The organism is Pseudomonas sp. 1D4, assembly GCF_001728925.1.
Classification (GTDB): Bacteria; Pseudomonadota; Gammaproteobacteria; order Pseudomonadales; family Pseudomonadaceae; genus Metapseudomonas; species Metapseudomonas otitidis.
Map to the genome: position 1 here is coordinate 1 of NZ_LXJQ01000055.1, position 25876 is coordinate 25876.

At 68.4% G+C, this 25876-nt stretch carries 19 protein-coding genes; 11 read left to right on the forward strand and 8 right to left on the reverse strand.

All coding sequences use genetic code 11. The features are described 5' to 3' along the window. Positions 1-254: 254 nt before the first annotated feature. From gshA to A7D27_RS22530, 3 genes are all read right to left on the reverse strand, one after another. Positions 255-1841, reverse strand: coding sequence for a glutamate--cysteine ligase (gene gshA / locus A7D27_RS22520; protein ID WP_069566150.1), 1587 nt, complete (start codon positions 1839-1841; stop codon positions 255-257). 123 nt (positions 1842-1964) lie between these two features. Further along, positions 1965-2348 carry a PaaI family thioesterase gene (locus A7D27_RS22525; protein WP_069566151.1) on the reverse strand — a complete coding sequence of 128 codons (384 nt, stop codon included), beginning with the start codon at positions 2346-2348 and terminating at the stop codon, positions 1965-1967. A gap of 4 nt (positions 2349-2352) precedes the next feature. Further along, positions 2353-4671, reverse strand: a complete 2319-nt coding sequence (locus A7D27_RS22530; protein ID WP_069560013.1) for a Tex family protein — start codon at positions 4669-4671, stop codon at positions 2353-2355. Positions 4672-4861: 190 nt separating this feature from the next. On the opposite strand from A7D27_RS22530, the gene ompR reads away from it, so the two are divergent. The 3 genes from ompR (at position 4862) to A7D27_RS22545 (ending at position 10904) form a co-directional block, all read left to right on the forward strand. Then, positions 4862-5593, forward strand: a complete 732-nt coding sequence (gene ompR / locus A7D27_RS22535; protein WP_069566152.1) for a two-component system response regulator OmpR — start codon at positions 4862-4864, stop codon at positions 5591-5593. Between the two features lie 56 nt (positions 5594-5649). Continuing rightward, positions 5650-6963 carry an ATP-binding protein gene (locus A7D27_RS22540; protein ID WP_069560047.1) on the forward strand — a complete coding sequence of 438 codons (1314 nt, stop codon included), beginning with the start codon at positions 5650-5652 and terminating at the stop codon, positions 6961-6963. Positions 6964-7127: 164 nt separating this feature from the next. After that, positions 7128-10904, forward strand: coding sequence for an EAL domain-containing protein (locus tag A7D27_RS22545; protein ID WP_069566153.1), 3777 nt, complete (start codon positions 7128-7130; stop codon positions 10902-10904). 18 nt (positions 10905-10922) lie between these two features. Here the strand turns inward: A7D27_RS22545 and rimK are convergent, their stop codons facing one another. After that, positions 10923-11828, reverse strand: coding sequence for a 30S ribosomal protein S6--L-glutamate ligase (rimK, locus tag A7D27_RS22550; RefSeq protein WP_069566154.1), 906 nt, complete (start codon positions 11826-11828; stop codon positions 10923-10925). After that, positions 11825-12235 carry an ATP-dependent zinc protease gene (locus tag A7D27_RS22555; RefSeq protein ID WP_371914829.1) on the reverse strand — a complete coding sequence of 137 codons (411 nt, stop codon included), beginning with the start codon at positions 12233-12235 and terminating at the stop codon, positions 11825-11827. The genes rimK and A7D27_RS22555 overlap by 4 nt, the downstream gene beginning before the upstream one ends. A 179-nt stretch (positions 12236-12414) precedes the next feature. Here A7D27_RS22555 and A7D27_RS22560 point away from each other — a divergent pair, with 179 nt between their 5' ends. After that, positions 12415-12810, forward strand: coding sequence for an RNA-binding S4 domain-containing protein (locus A7D27_RS22560; protein WP_069560017.1), 396 nt, complete (start codon positions 12415-12417; stop codon positions 12808-12810). 1 nt (position 12811) lies between these two features. Here A7D27_RS22560 and A7D27_RS22565 read toward each other — a convergent pair whose 3' ends face one another. Next, positions 12812-13603: a phosphatase PAP2 family protein gene (locus tag A7D27_RS22565; protein WP_083265741.1), complete on the reverse strand. Its 792-nt coding sequence runs from the start codon at positions 13601-13603 to the stop codon at positions 12812-12814. Between the two features lie 103 nt (positions 13604-13706). Here A7D27_RS22565 and hslO point away from each other — a divergent pair, with 103 nt between their 5' ends. From hslO to A7D27_RS22585, 4 genes are all read left to right on the forward strand, one after another. Beyond that, positions 13707-14600 carry an Hsp33 family molecular chaperone HslO gene (gene hslO, locus A7D27_RS22570; protein WP_069560019.1) on the forward strand — a complete coding sequence of 298 codons (894 nt, stop codon included), beginning with the start codon at positions 13707-13709 and terminating at the stop codon, positions 14598-14600. Between the two features lie 358 nt (positions 14601-14958). After that, positions 14959-16503, forward strand: coding sequence for a phosphoenolpyruvate carboxykinase (locus tag A7D27_RS22575; RefSeq protein WP_069560020.1), 1545 nt, complete (start codon positions 14959-14961; stop codon positions 16501-16503). Positions 16504-16984: 481 nt separating this feature from the next. After that, the gene (locus A7D27_RS22580; RefSeq protein WP_069560021.1) at positions 16985-18925 is read left to right on the forward strand and encodes an ATP-dependent DNA helicase RecQ; all 1941 of its coding nucleotides are present in this window, start codon (positions 16985-16987) and stop codon (positions 18923-18925) included. Positions 18926-19024: 99 nt separating this feature from the next. Then, a complete protein-coding gene (locus A7D27_RS22585) occupies positions 19025-19627 on the forward strand; it encodes a nitroreductase family protein (RefSeq protein WP_069560022.1) in 603 nt (200 codons plus the stop codon). A gap of 45 nt (positions 19628-19672) precedes the next feature. On the opposite strand, the gene argA is transcribed toward A7D27_RS22585, so the two are convergent. Next, complete coding sequence (gene argA / locus A7D27_RS22590; RefSeq protein ID WP_069560023.1) at positions 19673-20971, reverse strand: amino-acid N-acetyltransferase; 1299 nt, start codon at positions 20969-20971, stop codon at positions 19673-19675. Positions 20972-21237: 266 nt separating this feature from the next. Beyond that, positions 21238-22401, reverse strand: a complete 1164-nt coding sequence (argE, locus tag A7D27_RS22595; RefSeq protein WP_069566157.1) for an acetylornithine deacetylase — start codon at positions 22399-22401, stop codon at positions 21238-21240. A gap of 286 nt (positions 22402-22687) precedes the next feature. Here argE and A7D27_RS22600 point away from each other — a divergent pair, with 286 nt between their 5' ends. The 3 genes from A7D27_RS22600 (at position 22688) to argC (ending at position 25787) form a co-directional block, all read left to right on the forward strand. Continuing rightward, entirely contained in the window at positions 22688-24055 is a 1368-nt protein-coding gene (locus A7D27_RS22600) for an inorganic triphosphatase (RefSeq protein ID WP_069566158.1), read from the forward strand. 43 nt (positions 24056-24098) lie between these two features. Next, positions 24099-24764 (forward strand): DUF502 domain-containing protein, encoded by a 666-nt coding sequence (locus tag A7D27_RS22605; RefSeq protein ID WP_069560026.1) that lies wholly within the window; start codon positions 24099-24101, stop codon positions 24762-24764. Between the two features lie 75 nt (positions 24765-24839). Then, positions 24840-25787, forward strand: coding sequence for an N-acetyl-gamma-glutamyl-phosphate reductase (gene argC, locus A7D27_RS22610; protein WP_069560027.1), 948 nt, complete (start codon positions 24840-24842; stop codon positions 25785-25787). Positions 25788-25876: the final 89 nt, after the last annotated feature.

Genomic DNA, 25876 nt, shown 5'->3' on the forward strand with positions numbered 1-25876 from the left:
TGTGCTCCGTCCTTTGGAACTGGGAGGACGGAGACTGACTGTTTGTATTAGGGGGATTCCATCAGGCGCTTCCGATAGCGCTGTGCGCATACACCGCCATCAATGGCATTTACCTTGGAGCGACCCGCTAATCAGTGGCTGGCTGGGCTGGCCGATTCGTCCACAGGGAGCAGCGAGCGCTCGCCAGTTTCAGAGCGGCTGTGGATAACCCCATCCTTATCCTCGGCTCAGAAGACTCAGCTTGACAGCGGCACTCAGTTGCTCAGCAGCCCGAGGATGCTGGCCTGGTAGGCGGCGACGAAGGTGTCGAAGTCTCCTTCAGGCTCGGCTTCCAGGCGCGCCTGCTCTTCCAGCGAGGACTGGGCCATGGCCTCGAAGCGCTGCACGTCGGCGACCTCCAGCGGGCGCTCGCGGAACGCGCGGGCATGGGCCTCGCTCTGGCGCAGGGCGAACTGGCTGAAGCTCTCGCCGCGTTCTCGCAGCTCCGCCAGCACCTGGGCCGACGGCGTCAGGGACGGGTCTTCGACCTTGCGGCGCTGTTCGGCCAGGGCCTGGGCGTGGGCCTCGCCACTCTGGGCGCGGTCCAGCAGGGCGGCGGTCTGGGCGATGCGTTCCAGCAGTTCGCCGGCCCATTCCACCAGGCCGATCTCGCCGTCCGGACGCTGCAGGCGCAGGCCCGGGCGGCGGCCTTCCTTGACCACCCGCTGGAAGTTGTCGGTGCAGGCGTGGCACTCGTCACCGGCCATGGGCGGGCTGTCAGCCAGGGCGCAGTAGAGCAGGAAGGCGTCGAGGAAGCGCGACTCGGCGAGGTCGATGCCCAGCGGCAGGAAGGGGTTGATGTCCAGGCAGCGCACTTCGATGTACTGCACGCCACGGGCCATCAGCGCCTGGATCGGGCGTTCGCCGGTGTAGGTGACGCGCTTGGGACGGATCGAGGAGTAGTACTCGTTCTCGATCTGGATGACGTTGGTGTTCAACTGCACCCACTCGCCGTTCTGCTTGGTGCCGATTTCGGCATAGGGCGGGTACGGCGTGGAGACGGCCTGGCGCAGGCTCGACAGGTAGCTGTCGAGGCTGTTGTAGCAGGGCGTCAGGCCGGCCTGGGCGTTGTTCTGATAGCCCAGGTCGCTCATCCGCAGGCTGGTGGCCCAGGGCAGGTAGAGGGTGTCGGCGTCGAGGCGGTCGAGGTCGTGGGGACGGCCACGCAGGAAGTTTTCGTCCAGTGCCGGGGCGGCGCCGAACAGGTACATCAGCAGCCAGCTGTAGCGGCGGAAGTTGCGGATCAGGGCAATGTAGCGCGCCGACTGGTAGTCGCGCGCGCTCTGGGTATCGCCCTCGGCCGCCTTGAGCAGCGGCCACAGCGCCTCGGGCAGGGAGAAGTTGTAGTGGATGCCGGCGATGCACTGCATGGTCTTGCCGTAGCGCACCGCCAGGCCACGCCGGTAGACGTACTTCAGCCGGCCGATGGGCGAGCTGCCGTAGCGGGCGATGGGGATGGCCTCCTCGCTCGGTAGGCGGCCGGGCATGGAGGCGCTCCACAGGTATTCGCCGTCCAGCTTCTGGTAGGTGAAGCGGTGGATGCGGTCGAGGTCGTCGAGGGTGGCGGCGGGGTCGTGCTCGGTGGGGGTGATGAATTCGAGCAGCGACTCGGAGTAGTCGGTGGTGATCTGCCCGTGGGTCAGGGCCGAGCCCAGGGCCACCGGGTGGTCGGTCAGGGCCAGTTGGCCACGTGGGTCGACGCGCAGGCATTCACGCTCGATGCCGTGCAGGCACTGGGTCAGCAGGGACAGGTTGGCTCGCTCGCCAAGCAGCGCCAGGCGGCGGGAGAGAAGGTCGCTCAATTTGGAATCCTGTGGGTCCCAGTGGACAGTCGCCCCAATATGAGGGTGGACTGATCGGTCTACAAGGGGCGGACATGACTGCGTTGTCGCTTCGTCCAGAATAGAGCGTCGCCGTCCTGGCGCTTACAACTGGGCGAAGGTGCCTTGTCCCTTGGCGACCAGCTTGTCGCCCTGCTGCACGTCGGCCTCGACCACCAGGGTGCGCGAGCCGGCGTGCAGCACGCGGGCCCGGCAGGTGATCTCGCCATCGGCCACGGGGCGGATGTAGTTGATCTTGCATTCGATGGTGGCGCTGCGCCGGTCGAAGCCGTGGACGCTGGTGCAGGCCAGGCCCATGGCGATGTCCAGCAGGGTGAAGATCGCCCCGCCGTGCATCACCTGGCCCCGGTTGCGCAGGTGCTCGCCCATGGGCAGGCGGGCCTCGGCGACACCGTCGCCGAGGCTCACCGCTTCGATGCCGAGCAGCCGGCTGAAGGCGCTGGCGGCCTGCGGGTCATCGAGTGCCATGGCCTTACTTCTTCTTGATCTGCTTGGCGTTGGCGAACAGCGAGGCCATGGCGTTGTTCGCCGGGGCCGCCTGCTGCTGGCGCGGGGCACCCCGATCGGGACGCTGGCCGCCCTGGGGACGACCGCCGCCACGCGGGCCCTCGACCTTCTCGCCGGGGGTGTCGCTCATGCGCATGGACAGGCCGACGCGGTTACGTGGGATGTCCACTTCCATGACCTTGACCTTGACGATGTCGCCGGCCTTGACCACTTCGTAAGGGTCCTTCACGAACTTCTCCGACAGCGCGGAGATGTGCACCAGGCCGTCCTGGTGGACGCCGATGTCGACGAAGGCGCCGAAGTTGGTGACGTTGGTGACCACGCCTTCCAGCACCATGCCGGGCTTGAGGTCCTTGAGGCTCTCGACGCCGTCCTGGAACTCGGCGGTCTTGAACTCGGGGCGGGGGTCGCGGCCGGGCTTGTCCAGCTCCTTGAGGATGTCGGTGACGGTGGGCAGGCCGAAGGTCTCGTCGGTGAACTTGGCCGGGTCCAGGCGCTTGAGGAAGCCCGAGTCGCCGATCAGGGTGCGGATGTCGCGGCCGGTGTCGGCGGCGATGCGCTGCACCAGCGGGTAGGTCTCCGGGTGCACCGCCGAGGCGTCCAGCGGGTTGTCGCCGTTCATCACGCGGAGGAAGCCGGCGGCCTGCTCGAAGGTCTTCTCGCCGAGGCGGCTGACCTTCTTCAGCTCGTCGCGGGTCTTGAACGCGCCGTTGGCGTCACGGTAGGTGACGATGTTCTGCGCCAGGGTGCTGTTGAGGCCGGAGATGCGCGCCAGCAGGGCGGCGGAGGCGGTGTTCACGTCCACGCCGACGGCGTTCACGCAGTCCTCGACCACGGCATCCAGGCTGCGCGCCAGCTGCAACTGGGAGACGTCGTGCTGGTACTGGCCGACGCCGATGGATTTCGGGTCGATCTTCACCAGTTCGGCCAGCGGGTCCTGCAGGCGGCGGGCGATGGAGACGGCGCCACGCAGGGACACGTCCAGCTCAGGGAATTCCTTGGCCGCCAGCTCCGAGGCGGAGTACACCGAGGCGCCGGCCTCGCTGACCATGATCTTGGTGAGCTTCAGGCCCGGCAGCTTGCGCACCAGCTCACCGGCCAGCTTGTCGGTCTCGCGGCTGGCGGTGCCGTTGCCGATGGCGATCAGCTCGACGCCGTGCTTGGCGCAGAGCTTGCCGAGGGTGGCCAGGGTCTCGTCCCACTTGTTGTGGGGCACGTGGGGGTAGACGGTGGCGGTGTCCAGCAGCTTGCCGGTGGCATCCACCACGGCCACCTTGCAGCCGGTGCGCAGGCCCGGGTCCAGGCCCAGGGTGCAACGCGGGCCGGCCGGGGCAGCCAGCAGCAGGTCGTGAAGGTTGCGGGCGAAGACGTTGATCGCCTCGGTCTCGGCGGCTTCGCGCAGCTCGCCCAGCAGGTCGGTCTCCAGGTGGGTGTAGAGCTTGACCTTCCAGGTCCAGCGCACCACCTCGCCCAGCCACTTGTCGGCGGCGCGACCCTGGTCCTTCACGCCGAAGCGCTCGCCGATCATCACCTCGCAGGGGTGCAGGGTGCCTGGCAGCTCCTCGCCCACCTTCAGGGCGATGCTCAGTACGCCCTCGTTGCGCCCGCGGAAGATCGCCAGGGCACGGTGGGACGGCACACCCTTGAGGGCTTCGTCGTGCTCGAAGTAGTCGCTGAACTTGGCGCCTTCCTGCTCCTTGCCGGCCACCAGGCGGGCGGACAGGGTGGCGTTGTCCTTGAGGTAGCTGCGCAGGCTGGCCAGCAGGGTGGCGTCCTCGGCGAAGCGCTCCATGAGGATGTACTTGGCGCCTTCCAGCACGGCCTTGGTGTCGGCGAAGCCTTTCTCGGCATCGATGAAGCGCGCGGCCTCGGCCTCCGGGGCCAGGCTCGGGTCGGCGAACAGCGCATCGGCCAGCTCGCCCAGGCCGGCTTCCAGGGCGATCTGGCCCTTGGTGCGGCGCTTCTGCTTGTAGGGGAGGTAGAGGTCTTCGAGGCGGGTCTTGGTGTCGGCCAGCTTGATCTCGCGGGCCAGCTCCGGGGTCAGCTTGCCCTGTTCCTCGATGCTGGCGAGGATCGCGCCGCGGCGGTCCTCCATCTCGCGCAGGTAGCGCAGGCGCTCTTCCAGGGTGCGCAGCTGGGTGTCGTCCAGGCTGCCGGTGACTTCCTTCCGGTAACGGGCGATGAAGGGCACGGTGGAGCCCTCGTCGAGCAGGGCAACGGCGGCGGCGACTTGCTGCGGGCGTACACCCAGCTCTTCAGCGATACGGTTGTTGATGCTGTCCATTGAGAGAAAACACACCTGTAAGCAACGGAAGAACCGGCCGGCAAGGCCCGGCCGGGCAAAAGAGCGGCGCATTATAAACACCGGCCCGCGCCGGCCAGGGAACCGTTGGGGGAAAAATCTGCTAACAATGGACGGGCCGCCGCACCGGTGGCCTGAGCGATAATGCCGCGCCGAAGAATCTGGAGTGACCATGAGCAGCATCCCCAACGCCGAGGGTGAAAAGATCCTGATCGTCGACGACGACGCGCGCCTGCGCCGTCTGCTCGAACGCTTCTTCGAGGAACAGGGCTACCGCGTGCGCGCGGTGGAAAACGTCGAGCAGATGGACCGCCTGCTGGCCCGCGAGCTCTTCCACCTGCTGGTGCTGGACCTGATGCTGCCCGGCGAGGACGGCCTCTCCGCCTGCCGCCGCCTTCGCGCCGCGAACAACCAGGTGCCGATCATCATGCTCACCGCCAAGGGCGACGAATCCAGCCGCATCCAGGGCCTGGAGCTGGGCGCCGACGACTACCTGGCCAAGCCCTTCAATCCGCGCGAGCTGCTGGCACGGGTCAAGGCCGTGCTGCGCCGCCAGGCGCCTCAGGTGCCGGGCGCGCCGTCCAGCGAGGACGAAGTGGTCAGCTTCGGCGAGTACGAGCTGTCCCTGGCCACCCGCGAGCTCAAGCGCGGCGATGACGTGCACATGCTCACCACTGGCGAGTTCGCCGTGCTCAAGGCCCTGGTCCAGCACGCCCGCGAACCGCTGACCCGCGACAAGCTGATGAACCTGGCCCGTGGCCGTGAATGGGACGCCCTGGAGCGCTCCATCGACGTGCAGATCTCGCGCCTGCGCCGACTGATCGAGCCAGACCCGTCCAAGCCGCGCTACATCCAGACCGTCTGGGGCGTCGGCTACGTCTTCGTGCCGGACGGCAACAAGTGACCCTTCCCGCCGCGCGCGCCCCGCGCGGCACCCCTGCTCCCGGCAACCGCCCCCCCATGAAAACGCCCTACTGGTTCCCGCAGAGCTTCTTCTCCCGCACCCTCTGGCTGGTGCTCATCGTCGTGCTGTTCTCCAAGGCGCTGACCCTGGTGTACCTGATGATGAACGAGGACGTGCTGGTGGACCGCCAGTACAGCCACGGCGCGGCGCTGACCCTGCGTGCCTACTGGGCCGCCAGCGAGGGCGAGCGCGAACAACTGGCGCGCGCCGCCGGCCTGGCCCGGGTGGTCCAGGACGAGGTCCCGCCTACCGAGCAGCATTGGCCCTACAGTGAAATCTTCGAGCGGCAGATGCAGACCGAACTGGGCCCGCAGACCGAAGTGCGCCTGCGTGCCAAAAGCCCGCCGGCGCTCTGGGTTCACGCCCCCAGCCTCGGCCCGGACTGGGTGCGCATCCCGCTCTACCCGCACCCGCTGCGCGGTCAGCGCATCTGGAGCGTGCTCGGCTGGTTCCTCGGCATCGGCCTGCTGTCCACCGCCGCCGCCTGGATCTTCGTGCGCCAGCTCAATGCCCCGCTCAAGCGCCTGGTGTTCGCCGCCCGCCACCTTGGCCAGGGCCGCAGCGTGCGCCTGCCGGTGAGCGACACGCCCAGCGAGATGACCGAGGTGTACCGCGCCTTCAACCAGATGGCCGAAGACGTCGAGCAGGCCGCCCGCGAGCGCGAGCTGATGCTGGCCGGCGTCTCCCACGACCTGCGCACGCCGCTGACCCGCCTGCGGCTGTCCCTGGAGCTGATGAGCGCCGATTCGGAACTGACCGAGGACATGGTCCGCGACATCGAGGACATGGACGCCATCCTCGATCAGTTCCTCGCCTTCATCCGCGACGGCCGCGATGAGCGCGTGGAGGAAATGGACCTGGGCGAGCTGGTGCGTGAAGTGGTGGCGCCCTACAACCAGCAGGAGGAACAGGTACGCCTCTGCCTGGAGCCGGTGCCGCTGGTGCCGCTGCGCCGGGTGTCGATGAAGCGCCTGCTCACCAACCTCATCGAGAACGCCCTGCGCTATGCCAACGACGGCGTGGAAGTGGCGGCCTATGTGGCCGGTGACCACAGCGCCCCCTACGTGGTGCTGAGCGTGCTGGACCGCGGCCAGGGCATCGACCCGGCCGAGCTGGGCGACATCTTCAACCCCTTCATCCGTGGCGACCGCGCCCGGGGTGGCAAAGGCACCGGCCTGGGCCTGGCCATCGTCAAGCGTATCGCGGCCCAGCACGGCGGCAGCGTCGAGCTGCGCAACCGCTCCGGCGGCGGCCTGGAAGCCCGCGTCTGCCTGCCCCTGGGCCTGCTGCTGCCCCGCGACGCAGCCTGACCCCATCGCTGCTGCAAGCCCCGGGTCGCCTGGCCGGCCCGGGGCTTGCCTGCCTTCTGTCGACGCGCCGCAACGGCGCTCATTTCGATAGTGTCACTTTGCCCTGATCCACGTACTCTAGGCGCCCTGAACCCTGCCCAGCCCTGCGTCGACAAGAGGCCCCCATGCCCGACGCCCACGCCCTTGCGCCCCGATGGACCTGGTGGGTGCCCTTGCCCCTGCTGCACCTGGCCACCTGGATGTCGCTGGGCACCCAGGTTTCCGGCGGTGTCGCGCTCTGGTACCTGCCATTCGCCCTCGGCCTGGTGCTCACCCTCTGGTGGGGCCCCCGGGTGCTGGCCAGCGTCTACCTCAACGCCCTGGCAAGCATCCCGCTGTGGGGGCTGGACTGGCGCCTGGCGCCGCTCTACGCCCTGCCCGAGACCCTCTCCATAGGCGCCGCCTGGCTGTTGTTGCGCCGCCACCAGGCCGAGGCCGGCCTGCCGGACTTCGCCAGCCTGCTGCGCTTCATGCTGCTGGGCGTGCTGGTGCCGGTGACCCTGGTCAGCCTCGGCGTTCAGGGCAACCTGCTGGCCACCGGCGTCATCACCCACGAAGCCTGGCTGCTGGCCAGCCTGGAGATGTGGCTGGGCGACAGCCTCACCACCCTGGTGCTGAGTCTGCCGCTGCTGGTCTACGGCACCCCCTGGCTGCGTCGCAACGGCTGGGCGCTCGGCGTCTACGAGCCGCTGCCGGAGGCCATCCGCCGCCTGCCGCCGTGGCCCGTCCTGCTGCTGCCGGCAGTGGCGCTGCCGTTGCTGATGGCGGTGATGCCACTGCCCATGACCCTGCCGGTGATCGGCCTGGCGATCCTCAGCCTGGCCCTGGGCTGGGGTTTCAGCGGCGCACTCTGGGGTGCCGTGGTCACCACCATCAGCGTGCTGGCGCTGCCGGCCCTGCGCGAGCTCGGCGACGCCAGCCAGTGGCTGGAGACGCGGCGCAACGAGCTGCAGTTCAGCGTGCTGCTGTTGATGGTCTCCGCCCTGCTGGTGGGCCGCAGCCTCAGCGACCTGCGCCTTAACCTGCGGCGACGCGCCGAGATGCAACGCGAGCTGGCCATGGCCAGCCTGGCCATGGAGGCGACGCCGCTGGGCGTCACCATCGCCGACGCCCGCGACCCCGACTTCCCGCTGATCTACTGCAACAGCGCCTTCGAGCGCATCACCGGCTACCGCCGCGAGGATGCAATCGGCCGCAACTGCCGCTTCCTCGTCGGGCACGACCGCAACCAGTCCGCCCTGCAACGCCTGCGCACTGCCATCGAGCAGGGCGAACCGACCCAGGTGATCCTGCGCAACTACCGCAAGGACGGCAGCCTGTTCTGGAACGAGGTGACCCTGGCGCCGATGCGCGACGGCGAGGGCATCAGCCACTTCGTCGCCCTGCAGCACGACGTCAGCACCCGCGAGCTGCTGGCCGAGGAGCTGGCCATGCGCCGCGAGGAGCTGCTGCGCCAGACCCACCTGCTGAGCCAGACCGAGGCCATCGCCGACCTGGGCGGCTGGGTGCTGCAACTGCCGGCACGCACGCTGTTCTGGAGCGAAGGCACCTTCCGCATCTTCGACCTCGACCCCGCCGACGGTGCGCCCAGTTTCGAACAGGTGCTGGACTTCTTCGACGCCGCCAGCCGCCAACAGGCCGAAGCCACCCTGCAGCGGGTGCTGGAAACCGGTACCCCCTTCGACCTGGAGCTGCACATCACCAGTGCCAAGGGCATCCCGCGCACCCTGCGCTTCAAGGGCCTGGCCGAATGCGACGGCGACCAGGTGATGCGCATCTACGGCGCAGTGCAGGACCTCACCGAGCAGAAGCGCACCGAACGCCGCCAGCGCGAGCGCGACGAGCACCTGCACCTGTTCTTCGAGGCCCCGCTGATGGGCATGGCCCTGTGCTCGCCGGAACAGGGCTGGCAGGAAGTGAACTTCAAGCTGTGCAGCATCCTCGGGCGCTCCCGCGAGCAATTGCAGGGGCGAGACTGGATGAGCATCACCCACCCGGATGACCGCCCCCAGGAAGACGAACTGCTGGTGGAACTGCGCCAGGGCCTGCGGGACGGCTACGAGCTGGACAAGCGCTTCCTGCGGCCAAGCGGCAGTGTGGTGGACACCCGGGTCAACGTTCGCGGCGTGCGTGACGCCGAGGGCAAGCTGTATGCCCTGCTGATCCTGGTGGAAGACGTCAGCGCCCGGCGCGAGGCGGAGGACCGCTACCGCGTGCTGGTGGAGCACGCCCCCGAGGCGATCCTGGTGTTCGACCCGGAACACGGCATCACCGACGCCAACGAGAACGCCGCACGGCTCTACGGCCTGCCCCGCGAGCAATTGCTCGGCCGCATGCCCGACAGTTTCAGCCCGCCCCACCAGGCCGACGGGCGCAGCTCCCAGGAAGTCGGCCGCACCCACGCCCGCGCCGCCCTGGCCGGCGAGACGCCACTGTTCGAATGGCTGATGCGTGACTTCGCCGGGCGCATACGCCCCTGCGAGGTGCGCCTGGTGCGCCTGCCGGGACGCGATCGGCAACTGATCCGCCTGAGCATCACCGACATCTCCGAACGTCAGCGCTACCAGCGCGAGATCGAACGCCTGGCCTACAGCGACGAACTCACCGGCCTGCCCAACCGCCGCCTGCTGCTGGACCGCCTGCAGCACGCCATGGCCCGCGAGGGCCGCGACGGGCGCTTCGGCGCGCTGCTGTTCATCGACCTGGACCACTTCAAGACCGTCAACGACAGCCTCGGCCACCCGGTGGGCGATGCCCTGCTGCGCGAGGTGACCGCGCGCCTGGCCGGCTGCCTGCGCGCCGAGGACACCCTGGCGCGGCTGGGCGGCGACGAGTTCGTGGTGTTGCTGGAAGCCCTGGCGCCGGATGCCGACGGCGCCGCCGAGCACGCCGCCGAAGTGGGCGCCAAACTGCTGCAGAGCCTGCGCGGCAGCTACCGCATCGGCGAGCATGAGCTGGCGGTCAGCGCCAGCATCGGCATCGCCCTGCACCCCTTCGAGCGCCAGGGCGCCGCCGACGTGCTCAAGCAGGCCGACACCGCCATGTACCGGGCCAAGCAGGGCGGGCGCAACGCGCTGCACTTCTTTGCCCCGGCCATGCAGGCCGCCATCGACCAGCGCCTGCAGTTGCAGAGCGAGCTGCGCCAGGCCCTGGCGCGGAACCAGTTGTTCCTCCAGTTCCAGCCGCAACTGGAGCTGGCCGGCGGCCAGGTGGTGGGCGCCGAGGCGCTGCTGCGCTGGTGCACGCCCAGCCGGGGCGTGGTGTCACCGTCGCAGTTCATCCCCCTGGCGGAGGAAACCGGGCTGATCCTCGAACTGGGCAACTGGGTGCTGGACCAGGCCTGCGCCCACCTCGCCCAGTGGCTGCCACACCGGCCCGCCCTGGTGCTGGCGATCAACATCAGCCCCCGCGACCTGCGCCAGCCGGACTTCGTCGCCCGGGTCAGCGCCTGCCTGCAGCGCCACGGCGTGCCGGCCCATGCGCTGGAGCTGGAGATCACCGAAGGCAGCCTGATGGAGGACGTGGAGCGCTGCATCGCCGCCATGCTGGAGCTGAAACGGCTGGGGGTGCGCTTTGCCATCGACGATTTCGGCACCGGTTACTCCTCGCTGATCTACCTCAAGCGCCTGCCGCTGGACCGGCTGAAGATCGACCGCAGCTTCGTCGAGGGGCTGGAGCGCGAGGGCAGCGACGCTGCGCTGGTGGAGACCATCCTCGCCATCGGCCGCAACCTGGGGCTGGAATGCGTGGCCGAAGGCATCGAGGCGGACGGCCAGTACCAGTCCCTGCGTCAGTTGGGCTGCGCCCTGGGCCAGGGCTTCCACATCAGCCCGCCGCTGGACGGGCCGGCCTTCCTGGCCTGGGTGCAGCACCGCGAGCGCGCCCTGGCCGATTCGGTCTGAGGAGCAGGGAGACGGGCCTCAGCCCTTGCCCTTGGTGCGGGTGAGGTTGGGGCCGGCGTTTTTCTCCAGGTGCTGGATGATGATGCCGGCGACGTCCTTGCCGGTGGTGGTCTCGATACCTTCCAGACCCGGCGAGGAGTTCACCTCCATCACCAGCGGGCCGTGGTTGGAACGCAGGATGTCCACCCCGGCCACCGACAGGCCCATGACCTTGGCGGCGCGGATCGCCGTCATGCGCTCCTCCGGGGTGATCTTGATCAGGCTGGCGGTGCCGCCCCGGTGCAGGTTGGAGCGGAATTCGCCGGGCTTGGCCTGGCGCTTCATGGCGGCGATCACCTTGTCACCCACCACGAAGCAGCGGATGTCGGCACCGCCGGCTTCGCGGATGTACTCCTGCACCATGATGTTCTGCTTCAGCCCCATGAAGGCCTCGATCACCGACTCGGCGGCCTTCTCCGTCTCGCACAGCACCACGCCGATGCCCTGGGTGCCTTCCAGCACCTTGATGACCAGCGGAGCGCCGTTGACCATGCGGATCAGATCGGGGATGTCGTCCGGCGAGTGGGCGAAGCCGGTCACCGGCAGGCCGATGCCCTTGCGCGCGAGCAGTTGCAGGGAGCGCAGTTTGTCGCGGGAGCGGGTGATGGCCACGGACTCGTTGAGCGGGCACACGCCCATCATCTCGAACTGCCGCAGCACCGCGCAGCCGTAGAAGGTGACCGAGGCACCGATGCGCGGGATCACCGCGTCGAAGCCCTCCAGCGCGCGGCCACGGTAGTGGATCTGCGGCTTGTGGCTGGCGATGTTCATGTAGGCCCGCAGGGTGTCGATCACCACCATCTCGTGACCGCGCTGCTGGCCGGCCTCCACCAGACGACGGGTCGAATACAGACGCGGGTTGCGCGACAGCACGGCAATCTTCATTGGGCACCTGGGAGGGAGTCGAACGCCGGCAGGGTCGGCTTGTCCTGTACGTAGCTGAGGGCGGGGTTGACCACCAGTTGCCCGTCCACCAGGGCCTTGGAGCCGATGAGCACGCGGTAGCGCATGGTCTTGCGGCAGGCCAGGGTGAATTCGATGGGCCAGGCGCGATCACCCAGCACCACAGTGGTGCTGATGACATAGCGGCTCTGGGCCTGGCCGTTGGAACTCTTGATAGTGCGCACCGAGACCAGTCGCGCCTCGCAGCGGTGGCGCCGCTGCACCAGGGTGCCCAGGTGCGCGGTGAAGCGCACCCAGCACTCGCCATCGCGCTCGAAGGGCACGATGTCGCTGGCGTGCAGGCTGGAGGTACTTGCCCCGGTGTCGACCTTCGCTCGCAGACCGACCATGCCGAGTTCCGGCAGGGCGATCCATTCACGCAGGCCGACCACGGAGAGGTGATCGAAGGTCTTCACGGTGGGGATTCCGGTAGAGTTGCCGGCATTCTAGATGGGCCGCGTGACAACTGCATCCGCCACCGGCCGACGATGTGCGGGCGCCCGCAGGGCGCCCCGGAGGGAAAGCAACGATGCGCGAGAAAGACGACGACAAGGTGCGCCTGGACAAGTGGCTCTGGGCCGCGCGCTTCTACAAGACCCGCGCCCTGGCCAAGGAGGCCATCGAGGGCGGCAAGGTCCATCACCGGGGCGAGCGCTGCAAGCCGGGCAAGGAGCCACGTATCGGCGACGAGTACGTGATCCGCACCGGCTTCGACGAACGCACCGTGGTGGTCCGCGCCCTGTCGGTGGTGCGCCGGGGCGCGCCGGAGGCCCAGGCGCTGTACGAGGAAACGGCCGACAGCATTGCCCGCCGGGAAGAGGCAGCGGCCCTGCGCAAGGCCGGGGCCCTGGGGGTGCAGACCGACGGACGGCCCACCAAGAAGCAGCGCCGGCAGATCCATTCCCTGCGCGGCGCCGCCGAATAGGTCAGCGCAGGCGCTTGGTGTCCAGCAGCGCCAGGCGGTTCACCAGCGGGATGTAGCCGCCCAGGCGCAGCGCCGGGCTGGCCAGCCACTGCAGCAGGTACGCCAGGTGGCTGCCGGCCGGGGTGCAGAAGCCCCAGGCGATGACCACCAGGGTGATCACCAGGCCACCGACCACATCGTCCGTCAGCCAGTGGGCGCCGGCCACCAGGCGCGGCAGCATCAGCGCCGTGGCGATGGCCAGCACGGTCACACGCGCCCAGCCACGGGCGAAGATCGCCATGAACAGGCCCCAGAGCATCAGCACCGAGGCGTGGTCCCCCGGGAAGCTGCGGCTGGAGCGGTCCTTCACCTCGAACACGCTTTCCAGCAGCGGGAACTGGTCGCTCAGTTGGATACCGCCCAGCACCACCGAGGGGCTCGCGTGCTGCCAGCCGAAGTGCACGCCGATCTTGGTGAACAGCGAGCGCACCACCAGCAACATCGCCAGCAGGGCAAGGAAGGTGAACAGCGCCGGGCGCAGCTCATGGCGACGGAAGGTCCAGTCCTGGCGGATCAGCAGCGCCAGCATCAGGCCGCCGGCGAGGATGTCGAACAGGCGGGTGCTGGCGAAGGCCCAGAAAGCCATCCACACCGGGCGACCCTCGAGGGAGCCGTTCAGCGCCCGGTAGACAGCAGCATCGGCCAGGTCCCAGAGCTCACGGGTGGCCGGCCACAGCCAACTGGCCAGTACCAGGGCCGCCAGCAGGTGCAGCCCGACCAGGGCCGGCCATCGCCAGGAGGCTTGGACACGCATTGGTTTCTCCATAAAATTCCCATCCTCATCTATCGCGGGCAGCGGAATGGCGCGCTTTATAGTGCGACGTCACCGATCTGTCACCTTCTTGTGGTTGCCCCCCATGCCGATTTCCGACAATACCCAGCGCTTCCTCTTCGACGACACCGACGTGCGCGGTGAAATGGTGTCCCTCGGCGAGAGCTACACCCACGTCCTGGCCAAGCACCCCTACCCGGAACCGGTGGCCCAGTTGCTGGGCGAGATCCTCGCCGCTGCCGCCCTGCTGGTGGGTACCCTGAAGTTCGACGGCCTGCTGGTGCTGCAGGCACGCTCCAGCGGCGCCGTGCCACTGCTGATGGTGGAATGTTCCAGCGAGCGCGAGATCCGCGGCATCGCCCGCTACCACGCCGAGCAGATCAGCCCCGGCGCCGACCTCCAGCAACTGATGCCAGAGGGCGTGCTGACCCTCACCGTGGACCCGCGCCAGGGCCAGCGCTACCAGGGCATCGTCACCCTCGAAGGCGCCAACCTGGCCGAGTGCCTGTCCACCTACTTCGCCAACTCCGAACAGTTGCCGACTCGCTTCTGGCTCAACGCAGACGGTCGCAACGCCCGTGGCCTGCTGCTGCAGGCCCTGCCCGCCGACCGCCAGAAGGACCCGGAAGCCCGAGCCGCCAGTTGGCAGCACCTGACCACGCTGGCCGACACCCTCACCGCCGAGGAGCTGCTGGGGCTGGACAACGAAACCGTGCTGCACCGCCTGTTCCACGAAGAGACCGTGCGCCTGTTCGACCCCCGCCCGCTGCGCTTCCACTGCAGTTGCTCGCGGGAGCGCTCGGCCAACGCCCTGGTCAGCCTCGGCCAGGCCGACGCCGAGGCACTGGTGGAGGAACAGGGCGGCGCCGTGGTGATCGACTGCCAGTTCTGCAACCAGCGCTACCGCTTCGACGCCGCCGACGTAGCCCAGCTCTTCGCCGGTGGCGGCAGCCACGCGCCGTCGCAAACCCGCCACTGAGCACCCCTCGGCGGAATTCGTAAGGCTGCTACCCATTTGTAGCGAGGACGCCCCTGTGGATATGTCGCCGGGGCCCCCGCTGCATCGTCGCTTCAGCGGCTGCGGTCCGGAACGTGACCGGCGGATGCGATTCAAGTCTTGTAGCGGCCTTTCGGCCCCCGACCAGTGGTCACGGAGAACCCTTCCAGCGCCCCCCGATTTCGCCTGGACCCCAGGCGGGGCGTGCCTTACGTCCAGTCATCTCGCAATCGCCCGGTTTCCTCTGGCATAATCCGGCGCACTTTTTTCGCTGTAGCGGGTCGCAAGGCTCACTACATTTCGCATTGGAGGACTCGGCCTCTGGCCGACGGGGAACCACATGACGCAAGCCAATAAAGCCGTGTACACCGACATCAGCGCCGCGCAACTGGTGGAAGAAGCCATCCGCCGTGGCGAAGGTGAACTGGCCGCCAACGGTTCGCTGGTCGTGCAGACCGGCCATCGCACCGGCCGTTCTCCGGCTGACCGCTTCATCGTCCAGGAGCCGAGCACCGACGCCAAGATCGCCTGGGGCGCCATCAACCGTCCCTTCCCGGCGGACAAGTTCGATGCACTGTGGGCCCGTGTCGAAGCCTATGTGACCGAACGCGAGCGCTTCGTCTCCCACGTACACGTCGGTGCCGACCCCGAGCACTACCTGGCCGTCAAGATGACCACCGAGACCGCCTGGCACAACCTGTTCGGCCGCTGCCTGTTCATCAACCCCGAGCAGTACAACCCGCAGGGCCGCCAGGAATGGCAGATCATCAACGCCCCGAACTTCGTCTGCGAGCCCGAGCGTGACGGCACCAACTCCGACGGTTGCGTGATCCTCAACTTCGCCGCCAAGAAAGTCCTGATCGCCGGCATGCGCTACGCCGGCGAGATGAAGAAGGCCATGTTCTCCGTGCAGAACTTCCTGCTGCCGGAAAAAGACGTGCTGCCGATGCACTGCGCCGCCAACGTCGGCGAAGACGGCGACACCACCCTGTTCTTCGGCCTGTCCGGCACCGGCAAGACCACCCTCTCCGCCGACCCGAGCCGTTACCTGATCGGTGACGACGAGCACGGCTGGGGCGTGGGCACCGTGTTCAACGTCGAAGGCGGCTGCTACGCCAAATGCATCGACCTGTCCGAGAAGAACGAGCCGGTGATCTGGAAAGCCATCCAGTTCGGTGCCGTGCTGGAAAACGTCGTGCTCAACCCGGAAACCCGCCTGCCCGACTACAGCGACGACAGCCTGACCCAGAACACCCGTGCCGCCTACCCGCTGCACCTGGTGGAAAAGCGCGTCGAAGCCAACCGTGCCGGCGAGCCGAACGCGGTCATCTTCCTGACCTGCGACCTGACCGGCGTACTGCCGCCCGTCTCCATCCTCAACAACGAACAGGCGGCCTACCACTTCCTGTCCGGCTACACCGCCCTGGTCGGCTCCACCGAAATGGGCTCCGGCGGCGGCATCAAGTCCACCTTCTCCACCTGCTTCGGCGCCCCCTTCTTCCCGCGCCCGGCCGGTGAGTACGCCGAACTGCTGATCAAGCGCATCCAGGGCTTCGGCTCCAAGGTGTACCTGGTCAACACCGGCTGGACCGGCGGTGGCTACGGCGTCGGCAAGCGCTTCAGCATCCCCACCACCCGTGGCGTGATCGCAGCCATCCAGAGCGGCGCACTGATCGGTGCCGAAACCGAGCACCTGGACATCATCAACCTGGACGTGCCGAAAGCCGTTCCGGGCGTCGAGACCGAGCTGCTCAACCCGCGCAACACCTGGGCTGACAAGGCCGCCTACGACGCGGCCGCCAAGGCCCTGGCCGAGAAATTCGTCGAGAACTTCAAGAAGTTCGACGTCTCCGACGCCATCCGCAACGCCGGTCCCAAGCTGTAAGGGACCCGTTGTACGAAGAAGCCGCCTACGGGCGGCTTTTTCATTTTTCGTGTCCCTATAGACTTGCCCGATCTACACAGCATAGAAGCGCGCTCCGGAGCCAAACCTGACCAGGATGGTGGGGCGGGGAACCTGCCCCTTCAGGAGGCCGAGCGCAGTCGTTGCGCAGGGGGACGAGCGGCATGGATGCCGCGAGAGGCGCGCCAGGCCAGGGATGGCCCATCGCGCTGGCCCCCGTAGCGGCGACGGAGCGAGGGAAGTCCCGCGAAGCGGGACCCGGATGCAGGGGCGAGCCCTTTTGGTTACTTTTCTGGGCGATTGAGAAAAGAGACTCGCCCGGCGGGGCGAAACAGAAGACATCCGCAAAACGCGATAACCAGCCTGGCCGTGGCCACAGGGCGGGTACCAGCGGGTTGCCCCTCGGCCCAACACCCCCCCACAGATAGTCCATCATCCCCAGCCCTCACAACGGAGTGACGCCATGCCCCTCGCCACCCTCGCCCGCGTCTTCGGCTACGACCGTTTCCGCCCCGGCCAGGAAGCCGCCGTCAGCGCCGTGCTGGCCGGCCGCTCGGCCGCGGCGATCTTCCCCACCGGCTCCGGCAAATCGCTGTGCTACCAGTTGCCCGCACTGCATCTGCCGCACCTGACCCTGGTGGTGTCACCGCTGCTGGCGCTGATGCAGGACCAGTTGGCCTTCCTCCACGCCCACGGCATCGCCGCCGCCAGCATCGACTCGGCCCAGAGCCGCGAAGAGGCTGCCGACGTCATGGCCCGCGCCCGCAGCGGCGAGCTGAAGATCCTGATGATCTCGGTGGAGCGGCTGAAGAACGAACGCTTCCGTCACTTCATCCAGCAGGTGCCAATCTCCCTGCTGGTGGTGGACGAGGCCCACTGCATCTCCGAGTGGGGCCACAACTTCCGCCCCGACTACCTCAAGCTGCCGGACTACCAGCGCGAGTTCGGCATCCCCCAGGTGCTGCTGCTCACCGCCACGGCCACCCCGGCGGTGATCGCCGACATGCAGCGCAAGTTCGCCATCGACTCCGCCGACGTGGTCACCACCGGCTTCTACCGGCCCAACCTGCACCTGCAGGTTGAGCCCGTGGCCGGCGAGCAGCGCCGCCGCTACCTGGCGGACTGGCTGCGGGCCCGGCCCGGCAAGCCCGGCATCGTCTACGTCACCCAGCAGAAGACCGCCGAGGAGCTGGCCACCCACCTCACCCGCCAGGGCATCGACGCCTGCGCCTACCACGCCGGCCTCGAGCACAGCGTGCGCGAGGGCCTGCAGCGGCGCTTCATGAGCGGCGAGGTGAACCTGATGGTCGCCACCATCGCCTTCGGCATGGGCATCGACAAGGCCGACATCCGCCTGGTGGTGCACTACGACCTGCCCAAGTCGGTGGAAAACTACAGCCAGGAGATCGGCCGTGCCGGCCGCGACGGCCACCCCTCGGAATGCCTGGTGCTGGCCAACCGCGACGGCCTCAACGTGCTGGAGAACTTCGTCTACGGCGACACCCCCGAGCGCGACGGCATCGCCGAGGTGCTGCAGGAACTGCGCAGCGCCACCGGCCCCGACGGGCGCTGGGAGCTGATGGCCGGCGCCCTCTCCGAGCAGAGCAACATCCGCCCGCTGCCGCTGAAGACCCTGCTGGTGCAACTGGAGCTGCGCGGCCTGATCGCCCCGCTGTTCGCCTACTTCGCCGAATACCGCTTCAAGTACCTGATCGAGCCCGAGGCGCTTCTGGCGCGCTTCGAGGGCGAGCGCCGGCAGTTCGTCCAGGCCCTGGTGGACAGCTCCACCCGCGCGCGTACCTGGTGCACCGTGGACTTCGACCGGCTCTACCGCGACCACGCCGCCGAGCGCGCGCGGGCCGTGAAGGCCCTGGACTTCTTCCAGGAGCGCGGCTGGATCGAGCTGGAGAGCAAGCAGATGACCGAGGTCTACGCCCTGCGCCAGCCCGACTTCGACGCCGAGGCCCTGGCCGATGAGCTCTACCGCTACTTCCGCCAGCAGGAAGACAGCGAGATCGCCCGCATACAGGCCATGCTCGCGCTGTTTGCCAGCGACACCTGCCTCAGCGCCCGGCTGGCCCGCTACTTCGGCGACCAGGCCGCCCCTGCCGCCTGCGGCCACTGCTCGGTGTGCGCCGGCCAGGTGGCCGTGCTGCCGCCGCCGGCCCCGCTGAGCCCCCTGGCCGGGCAGGACCTGTTCGGCCGCTGCCAGGCCTTCATCGAGCGTTACCGCGAGGCCAAGGGCCGCGCGCCCAGCGTCGATTGCCTCACGCGCCTGCTCTGCGGCATCGCCACCCCGGTGCTCACCCGCCTAAAGGCCCGCAACCTGCCGGCCTTCGGCACCCTGGAGGCCTACCCCTACGCCGAGGTACGCCAGCACCTGGCCGATGCCCTGGCGCAATGAATTCGATGCGTTTTATCGCCATTCCTCACTGGTCGGCTCCCGCCGGCCTGCTTAGGATGGCGCACCCTTTCCACCGTTGCGCTTAACCAGGAGCCGACCATGCACATCGACGAAGCCATCCGCACCCGCCGCGCCGTCAAGGGTTACGACACCCAGCACAGCCTGAGCCGCGAAGAGAAGGACGAGCTGCTGAAGCTGGCCCTGCTCGCCCCCACCGCCTTCAACCTGCAGCATGTGCGCCTGGTGGAAGTCAGCGACCCGGTCCTGCGCCAGCAGATCCGCGACGTGGCGTGGAACCAGGCCCAGGTGACCGAGGCCTCGATGCTGGTGGTGGTCTGCGCCCGCCTCGACGCCTGGGAACAGGACGCCGCCCGCGTCTGGGCCGACGCGCCGCAACCGGTGCAGGAGTTCATGGCAGGCGCCATCGATAACTACTACCGTGACAAACCCCAGGTACAGCGTGACGAGACCATGCGCAGCTGCGGTCTGGTGGCCCAGACCCTGATGCTGGCCGCACGCGGCCGTGGCCTGGACAGCTGCCCCATGGACGGTTTCGACTTCGACGCCGTGGCCAAGCTGATCAACCTGCCGGACAACCACGTCATCGGCCTGATGGTCGCCGTCGGCAAACAGGCCCTGGAGCCCAAACCGCGCATCGGCAAGCTGGCCTTGGATGAAGCCGTGATCCGCGACCGCTTCTGATCCGGCCCCACCGGGCGGCGCACCCTGGGTGCGCCGCCCGCGTCGTTACAGCGCCTTCTCGAAGATCTTGGAGTTGCGCTGGAAGTTGTACAGCGAGGCCCGCGCCGCCGGCAGACGCTCCACACCGCTGGACTGGAAGCCGCGCTCGCGGAACCAGTGGGCGGTACGGGTGGTGAGGACGAACAGGGTTTTCAGGCCCAGGGCCCGCGCCCGCTCCTCGATGCGCTCCAGCAGCTCGTCCCCGCGACCGCCATGGCGGTACTCCGGGTTCACCGCCAGGCACGCCAGCTCCCCCGCCTCGGACTCGGCGATCGGGTAGAGCGCCGCGCAGGCGATGATGTGCCCGTCGCGCTCGACGATGCTGAACTGGCCGATCTCCCGCTCCAGCACATCCCGCGAACGGCGCACCAGAATGCCCTGCTCCTCCAGCGGCGTGATCAGCTCGATCAGCCCGCCCACGTCATCGATGGTGGCTTCGCGCAGGGACTCGAACTGCTCCTGGTCAACCAGGGTGCCGCCACCGTCACGGGTGAACAGCTCGGTGAGCAGCGAACCGTCCTCGGCATAGCTCACCAGGTGGCTGCGCTTGACCCCGCTGCGGCAGGCCTGGGCCGCCGCATCCAGCAACTCGGCCTGGTAACCGTTGCCCAGCCGCGCCAGGTGCTGCGGCACCTGCTGCGGGCGCAGCTCGCGCACCAGCCGGCCGTGTTCGTCGATCAGCCCGCGTTCGGCGCCGAACAGCACCAGCTTGTCCGCGCCCAGGTCGATGGCGGCGCGGGTCGCCACGTCCTCGCAGGCGAGGTTGAAGATCTCCCCGGTGGGGGAATAACCCAGGGGCGAGAGCAGCACGATGGAGCGCTCGTCCAACTGGCGGCCGATGCCCTTACGGTCGACCCGGCGCACCTCGCCGGTATGGTGGTAGTCAATACCGTCGACGACGCCGATGGGCCGCGCGGTGACGAAGTTGCCGCCGGTGACCCGCAACCGCGAGCCCTGCATCGGCGAGGCGGCGATGTCCATGGACAGGCGCGCCTCGATGGCAATACGAAGCTGGCCCACGGCATCGATCACGCACTCCAGGGTCGGACCGTCGGTGATGCGCAGGTCGCGGTGGAAGTGCGGGGTCAGCCCGCGCGCGGCCAGGCGTGCCTCGATCTGCGGGCGCGAGCCGTGCACCAGCACCAGGCGCACGCCCAGGCTGTGCAGCAGCACCAGGTCGTGGACGATGTTGCCGAAATTCGGGTGGGCAACCCCCTCGCCGGGCAGCATCACCACGAAGGTGCAGTCCCGGTGGGCGTTGATGTAGGGCGAAGCATGGCGCAGCCAGTTAACGTAGTCGTGCATGGGATTCCGAGTGCCTGTGACGGGGGCGAAATGAACGGTGCTACTCCGGAAACGGAGCAGGTGGCGTTGCGTTTATCGTCGTCGCAGCAACATCAACGGAAGCCCTCCTGGGGAGTCATCTGGCGGGCACTTCTGAAACTACCTGCGTTGTCATCGCGGCGTTAAAAACCGGCTTGTGCGCGAGTCCGATCAAAATGCTCATTTACCGTACGTAAACTGCGCTTTTTCGCCTGTTTTTGCCTTGCGCTGACGGCCTCGCCTACGTTTCAGAGGTGCCCTGGTTGGGTTGGGGTGATGCAGTAATGGCGGATCAACTGACGCAACAGCGCCACCGTAGGTGCGATCCGTGACAGTTCGAGGTGCTCGTCGGGCTGGTGCGCGCAGGCGATGTCGCCAGGGCCCAGCACCAGGGTCTGGCAGCCGAGGTGCTGAAGATACGGTGCTTCGGTGCCAAAGGCCACCGCTTCTGCGGCATGCCCGGTCAGACGTTCGGCGAGTTGCACCAGCTCGCTGTCGGCCGGCTCCTCGAACGGCGGCACCGCCGGGTAGAGCGGCCGGTAGTCGAGGGCCACACCGTGGCGCTCGGCCACCGGGCGCAGACGCTGGCCGATGGCCTCGCGCAGCATGTCGGGCTCCATGCCCGGCAGGGGCCGCAGGTCGAACTCCAGGCTGCACTGGCCACAGATGCGGTTGGGGTTGTCGCCGCCATGGATGCAGCCCAGGTTGAGGGTCGGCCCCGCCACGTTGAACAGCGGGTTGTGGAAGCGCGCCTGCCATTCGCGGCGCAGCGCCAGCAGCTCGCCGATACCCTCGTGCATGGCCTCCAGGGCGTTGCGGCCCAGGGCCGGGTCGGAGGAGTGGCCGCTCTGCCCGAGGATGTCGATGCGCTCCATCATCACGCCCTTGTGCAGGCGGATCGGCTTCAACCCGGTGGGCTCACCGATCACCGCCGCCCGCGCCAGGGGCCGACCGGCCGCCGCCAGCGCGCGGGCACCGGACATCGAGCTTTCCTCGTCGCAGGTGGCGAGGATGATCAGCGGCTGGCACGGCACCTGCCCGTCCAGCTCGCGCACCGCTTCGATCACCAGCGGGAAGAAACCCTTCATGTCGCAACTGCCCAGGCCGTACCAGCGGTCGCCCACCTCGGTCAGGGCGAGCGGGTCGGTTTTCCACAGGGCCGCATCGAAGGGCACGGTGTCGCTGTGCCCGGCCAGCACCAGGCCGCCAGGGCCGCTGCCCAGGGTGGCCAGCAGGTTGGCCTTGCCCGGCGCTACGGTCTGGACCTCGCAGGCGAAGCCCAGCTCGCCCAGCCAGGCGGCCAGCAGCTCGATGACCGGCAGGTTGGACTGGTCCCAATGGGGCTGAGTGCAACTGACCGAGGGCGCCGCGATCAGCGCGGCGAACTGGGTCTTCAGGTCTGGAAGGCGCATGGGGGTTCTCCACCGACGAACGCCCATCATAGGAGCCTGCTCACCCTCTTGCGAGCCAGAGGCGTGCACGGCGAAAACAGCGAAAAAACGGCGAAGAGACGCAGATTGTGGCGTTTGAATCCGCGTTTTCAGACAGATTTCAACACCACGGGCCTGACACGCAGCAGACCGTGAGCAGCCGCGAGGGAGACGCCAGCGCTGGCGAAACCTCCCGGCAGGGCACGCCGCGCTCCTGTAGACTTCACGCCCTCGACAGCCATCCCGCGCTGCACCAGAAAATCCGGCCATGCAGAAAGAAACCGAAATCAAGCTCCGCGCCAGCCGCGAGACACTCGACGCCCTCCGCGACCACCCGCTGCTGAAGAAGCGCATCAAGGGTGGCTGGGAGACCCGCGAACTGTTCAACCAGTACTACGACACCCCCGCCCGCGACCTGGCCCAGGCCCGCGTGGCGCTGCGCATGCGCCGCGACGGCGACCAGTTCATCCAGACCCTGAAGACCCGTGGCCAGAGCGTGGCCGGGCTGTCCGAGCGCAACGAGTGGGACTGGTACCTGCCCAAGGCCAAGCTGGACACCAAAAAGCTCAGCGACGAGTGCTGGCCCGCCAGCCTCGCCGAGCTGGACAAGAAGACCCTGGCCCCGCTGTTCACCACCGACTTCGTTCGCCAGCGCGCCGAAGTGGCCTGGGGCCGTGGCAAGGCCAAGGTGGTGATCGAAGCCGCCCTGGACCTGGGCAAGGTCATCGCCGGCGACCAGGCGGAAGAAATCTGCGAGCTGGAGCTGGAACTGCGCCAGGGCGAGCCCGAAGCCCTGCTGGAGCTGGCCGAGGCCCTGGCCGCCGACCTGCCGCTGATGCCCTGCGACATCAGCAAGGCCGAGCGTGGCTACCGCCTGTATGACGCCCAGAGCTACAACGTCAGCCTGCCCGCCCCCGAACTCACCTTCGAACAGCCGCTGGACGACACCATCCCCGCCCTCGGCTGGCCCCTGCTGGGCAACAGCCAGCGCCTGGCCGAGCAGTACCGCTTCAACGGTCACTGGAAGCTGCTGGCCGACTGGCTGCAGCAACTGGTCGACCTGCGCGCCCTGCTGGGCAGCCTCAGCCAGGCCGCACCGCGCCCCACCAGCCACGAGCTGCGCCAGGCCCTGGATGCACTGATCGGCGACTGGCGCCCGGTGGTCAACGCCGGCCAGGACGACGAAAGCGTGCGCCAGACCGCCCCGGCGCGCTTCGCCGAGGAACTGGCCGGTACCCGCTGGGGCCTGTTCTCCCTGAAAGCCTCGCGCTGGCTGCTGGGCCGCAGTTGGACCCAGGGCCGCAACGCCCGCGGCGAGCGCCAGGGCCAGGCGGCCATCGGCCGCTGGCTGCCGCGCCTCTTGGCCGAGGAAGCCGTCGCCCTGCAACTGGACCGCTACCGCCGCCAGCCGGAAGACCTGGCCGAGCAGCTGCCTCGCATCGAGCGCCTGCTGGTCTGGCTGCGCCTGGCCCGGGGCGTGCTGGTGGAAGTGCCCGAGGTGGACCGCTGCTTCGGCGAACTGAGCAAGCTCGCCGAGCTGGCTGCCCAGCCCCTGGACGACGCCAGCCGTGAAGCCCGCAGCGCCCAGGCCCAGCACCTGCTGACCCTGAAGGGCTGGAAACACCTGCTGAAGTGACCCGCCGGCCCGCCACCCCGGGTGGCGGGCCTGGAGCCCCTGCATGTTCAAGCACAGCCTCCGCTCCCTGATCACCACCTGGCTCACCGGCCTGCTGGCATTGCTGCCGCTGGTCCTGACCCTGGCGCTGCTGGCCTGGATCGTCAGCCTGCTGAACCGCCTGGTGGGCCCCTCCACCCTCATCGGCCAACTGCTCGCCGCCCTCGGCCAGCCGTTCGCCAGCAACCCGGTCCTGGCCTGGTTCGTCGGCACCCTGGTGCTGCTGGGCAGCCTCTACCCCCTGGGCCTCGCCGTGCAGTTGGGCCTGCGCCGGCCGCTGGCCTGGCTGTTCGACCAGACCCTGCGCCGCACCCCGCTGATCGGCAACGTCTACAACGTCGCCGACCGCTTCGTCGGCATGCTCGACAAGGACAAGAACGCCGACATCACCACCATGCAGCCGGTGTGGTGCTTCTTCGGCGGCGACGGCGCCGCCGTGCTGGCGCTGCAGCCCAGCTCCGAGCCCATCGAGCTGGAAGGCCGCGCCTACTGCGCCATCCTCGTGCCCACCGCGCCGATCCCGGTGGGCGGCGGGCTGCTCTACGTCCCGGTGGACTGGGTGCGCCCCGCCGACATGGGCGTCGACGCCCTCACCAGTGTCTACGTCTCCATGGGCCTGACGCCCCCGGGCGCCGCCCGCAAGGCCGCCGAGGAACGCCCATCGCCGTGACCTGCGGGCCTGGTTACAATGCACGCCCCATCAGCCCCGGCTGGGGTTCCTTCGTCTTTACCGAGTGAGTCCGCCATGGTTTTCAAAGTGTTCGTAGATGGTCAGGAAGGCACCACCGGCCTCCGGTTGCTCGACTACCTGTCCGGCCGTTCCGACGTGGAGCTGCTGCGCATCGCCGATGACAAGCGCAAGGACCCGGCCGAGCGCGCGCGCTTCCTCAACGCCGCCGACGTCGCCTTCCTCTGCCTGCCCGACGTCGCCTCCCGCGAGGCGGTGTCCCTGGTGACCAACCCGAACACCTGCATCATCGACGCCAGCACTGCCTTCCGCACCGACGAAAGCTGGGCCTACGGCCTGCCGGAACTGGCCGCCGGCCAGCGCGAGAAGATCCGCACCAGCAAGCGCATCGCCGTGCCCGGCTGCCACGCCAGCGCCTTCATCCTCGCCGTGCGCCCACTGATCGACGCCGGCCTGCTGCCCGCCGACTACCCGCTCTCCGCCTTCTCCCTCACCGGCTACAGCGGCGGCGGCAAGGGCATGATCGCCGAGTACGAAGCCGGCAATGACGCCAGGCTGATGAGCCCGCGCCCCTACGCCCTGGGCCTGGAGCACAAGCACCTGCCGGAAATGCGCGTCCAGGCCCGCCTGGCCCAGGCACCGGTGTTCAACCCCATCGTCGGCCCCTTCCTCAAGGGCCTGGCCGTGACCGTGCCGCTCTGCACCGAGCGCCTGGCGCGCAAGGCCAGCGCCGCCGAGATCGCCGAGATCTACCGCCAGCACTACGCCGGCGAGCAGTTCGTGCGGGTGATGCCGGCCGGTGACGAAGGCAACCTCGACGGCGGCTTCTTCGACGTCCAGGGCTGCAACGACACCAACCGCGTCGACCTCTTCGTCTTCGGCTCCGCCGACCGCCTGAACCTGGTCGCCCGCCTGGACAACCTCGGCAAGGGCGCCGCCGGCGCCGCCGTGCAGTGCATGAACGTGCACATCGGCGCTGACGAGGCCACCGGCCTCAACGCCTGATCCGCCGCACAACGAGAAGGGCCGGCCTCTGCCGGCCCTTCTCGCTTGTGGCCTCCCCTCGGGCCTCAAGGCCCACCCCGGTACAAGGA

Coding starts and splice junctions, on each gene's coding strand:
- A7D27_RS22565 (WP_083265741.1), bottom strand. CDS start 13,603: ATGCGTGTCCAAGCCTCCTGGCGATGGCCGGCCCTGGTCGGGCTGCAC.
- argC (WP_069560027.1), top strand. CDS start 24,840: ATGGTTTTCAAAGTGTTCGTAGATGGTCAGGAAGGCACCACCGGCCTC.
- A7D27_RS22605 (WP_069560026.1), top strand. CDS start 24,099: ATGTTCAAGCACAGCCTCCGCTCCCTGATCACCACCTGGCTCACCGGC.
- argA (WP_069560023.1), bottom strand. CDS start 20,971: ATGCACGACTACGTTAACTGGCTGCGCCATGCTTCGCCCTACATCAAC.
- A7D27_RS22575 (WP_069560020.1), top strand. CDS start 14,959: ATGACGCAAGCCAATAAAGCCGTGTACACCGACATCAGCGCCGCGCAA.
- A7D27_RS22555 (WP_371914829.1), bottom strand. CDS start 12,235: ATGGTCGGTCTGCGAGCGAAGGTCGACACCGGGGCAAGTACCTCCAGC.
- ompR (WP_069566152.1), top strand. CDS start 4,862: ATGAGCAGCATCCCCAACGCCGAGGGTGAAAAGATCCTGATCGTCGAC.
- argE (WP_069566157.1), bottom strand. CDS start 22,401: ATGCGCCTTCCAGACCTGAAGACCCAGTTCGCCGCGCTGATCGCGGCG.
- rimK (WP_069566154.1), bottom strand. CDS start 11,828: ATGAAGATTGCCGTGCTGTCGCGCAACCCGCGTCTGTATTCGACCCGT.
- A7D27_RS22580 (WP_069560021.1), top strand. CDS start 16,985: ATGCCCCTCGCCACCCTCGCCCGCGTCTTCGGCTACGACCGTTTCCGC.
- A7D27_RS22545 (WP_069566153.1), top strand. CDS start 7,128: ATGCCCGACGCCCACGCCCTTGCGCCCCGATGGACCTGGTGGGTGCCC.
- hslO (WP_069560019.1), top strand. CDS start 13,707: ATGCCGATTTCCGACAATACCCAGCGCTTCCTCTTCGACGACACCGAC.
- A7D27_RS22530 (WP_069560013.1), bottom strand. CDS start 4,671: ATGGACAGCATCAACAACCGTATCGCTGAAGAGCTGGGTGTACGCCCG.
- A7D27_RS22585 (WP_069560022.1), top strand. CDS start 19,025: ATGCACATCGACGAAGCCATCCGCACCCGCCGCGCCGTCAAGGGTTAC.
- A7D27_RS22540 (WP_069560047.1), top strand. CDS start 5,650: ATGAAAACGCCCTACTGGTTCCCGCAGAGCTTCTTCTCCCGCACCCTC.
- A7D27_RS22560 (WP_069560017.1), top strand. CDS start 12,415: ATGCGCGAGAAAGACGACGACAAGGTGCGCCTGGACAAGTGGCTCTGG.
- A7D27_RS22525 (WP_069566151.1), bottom strand. CDS start 2,348: ATGGCACTCGATGACCCGCAGGCCGCCAGCGCCTTCAGCCGGCTGCTC.
- A7D27_RS22600 (WP_069566158.1), top strand. CDS start 22,688: ATGCAGAAAGAAACCGAAATCAAGCTCCGCGCCAGCCGCGAGACACTC.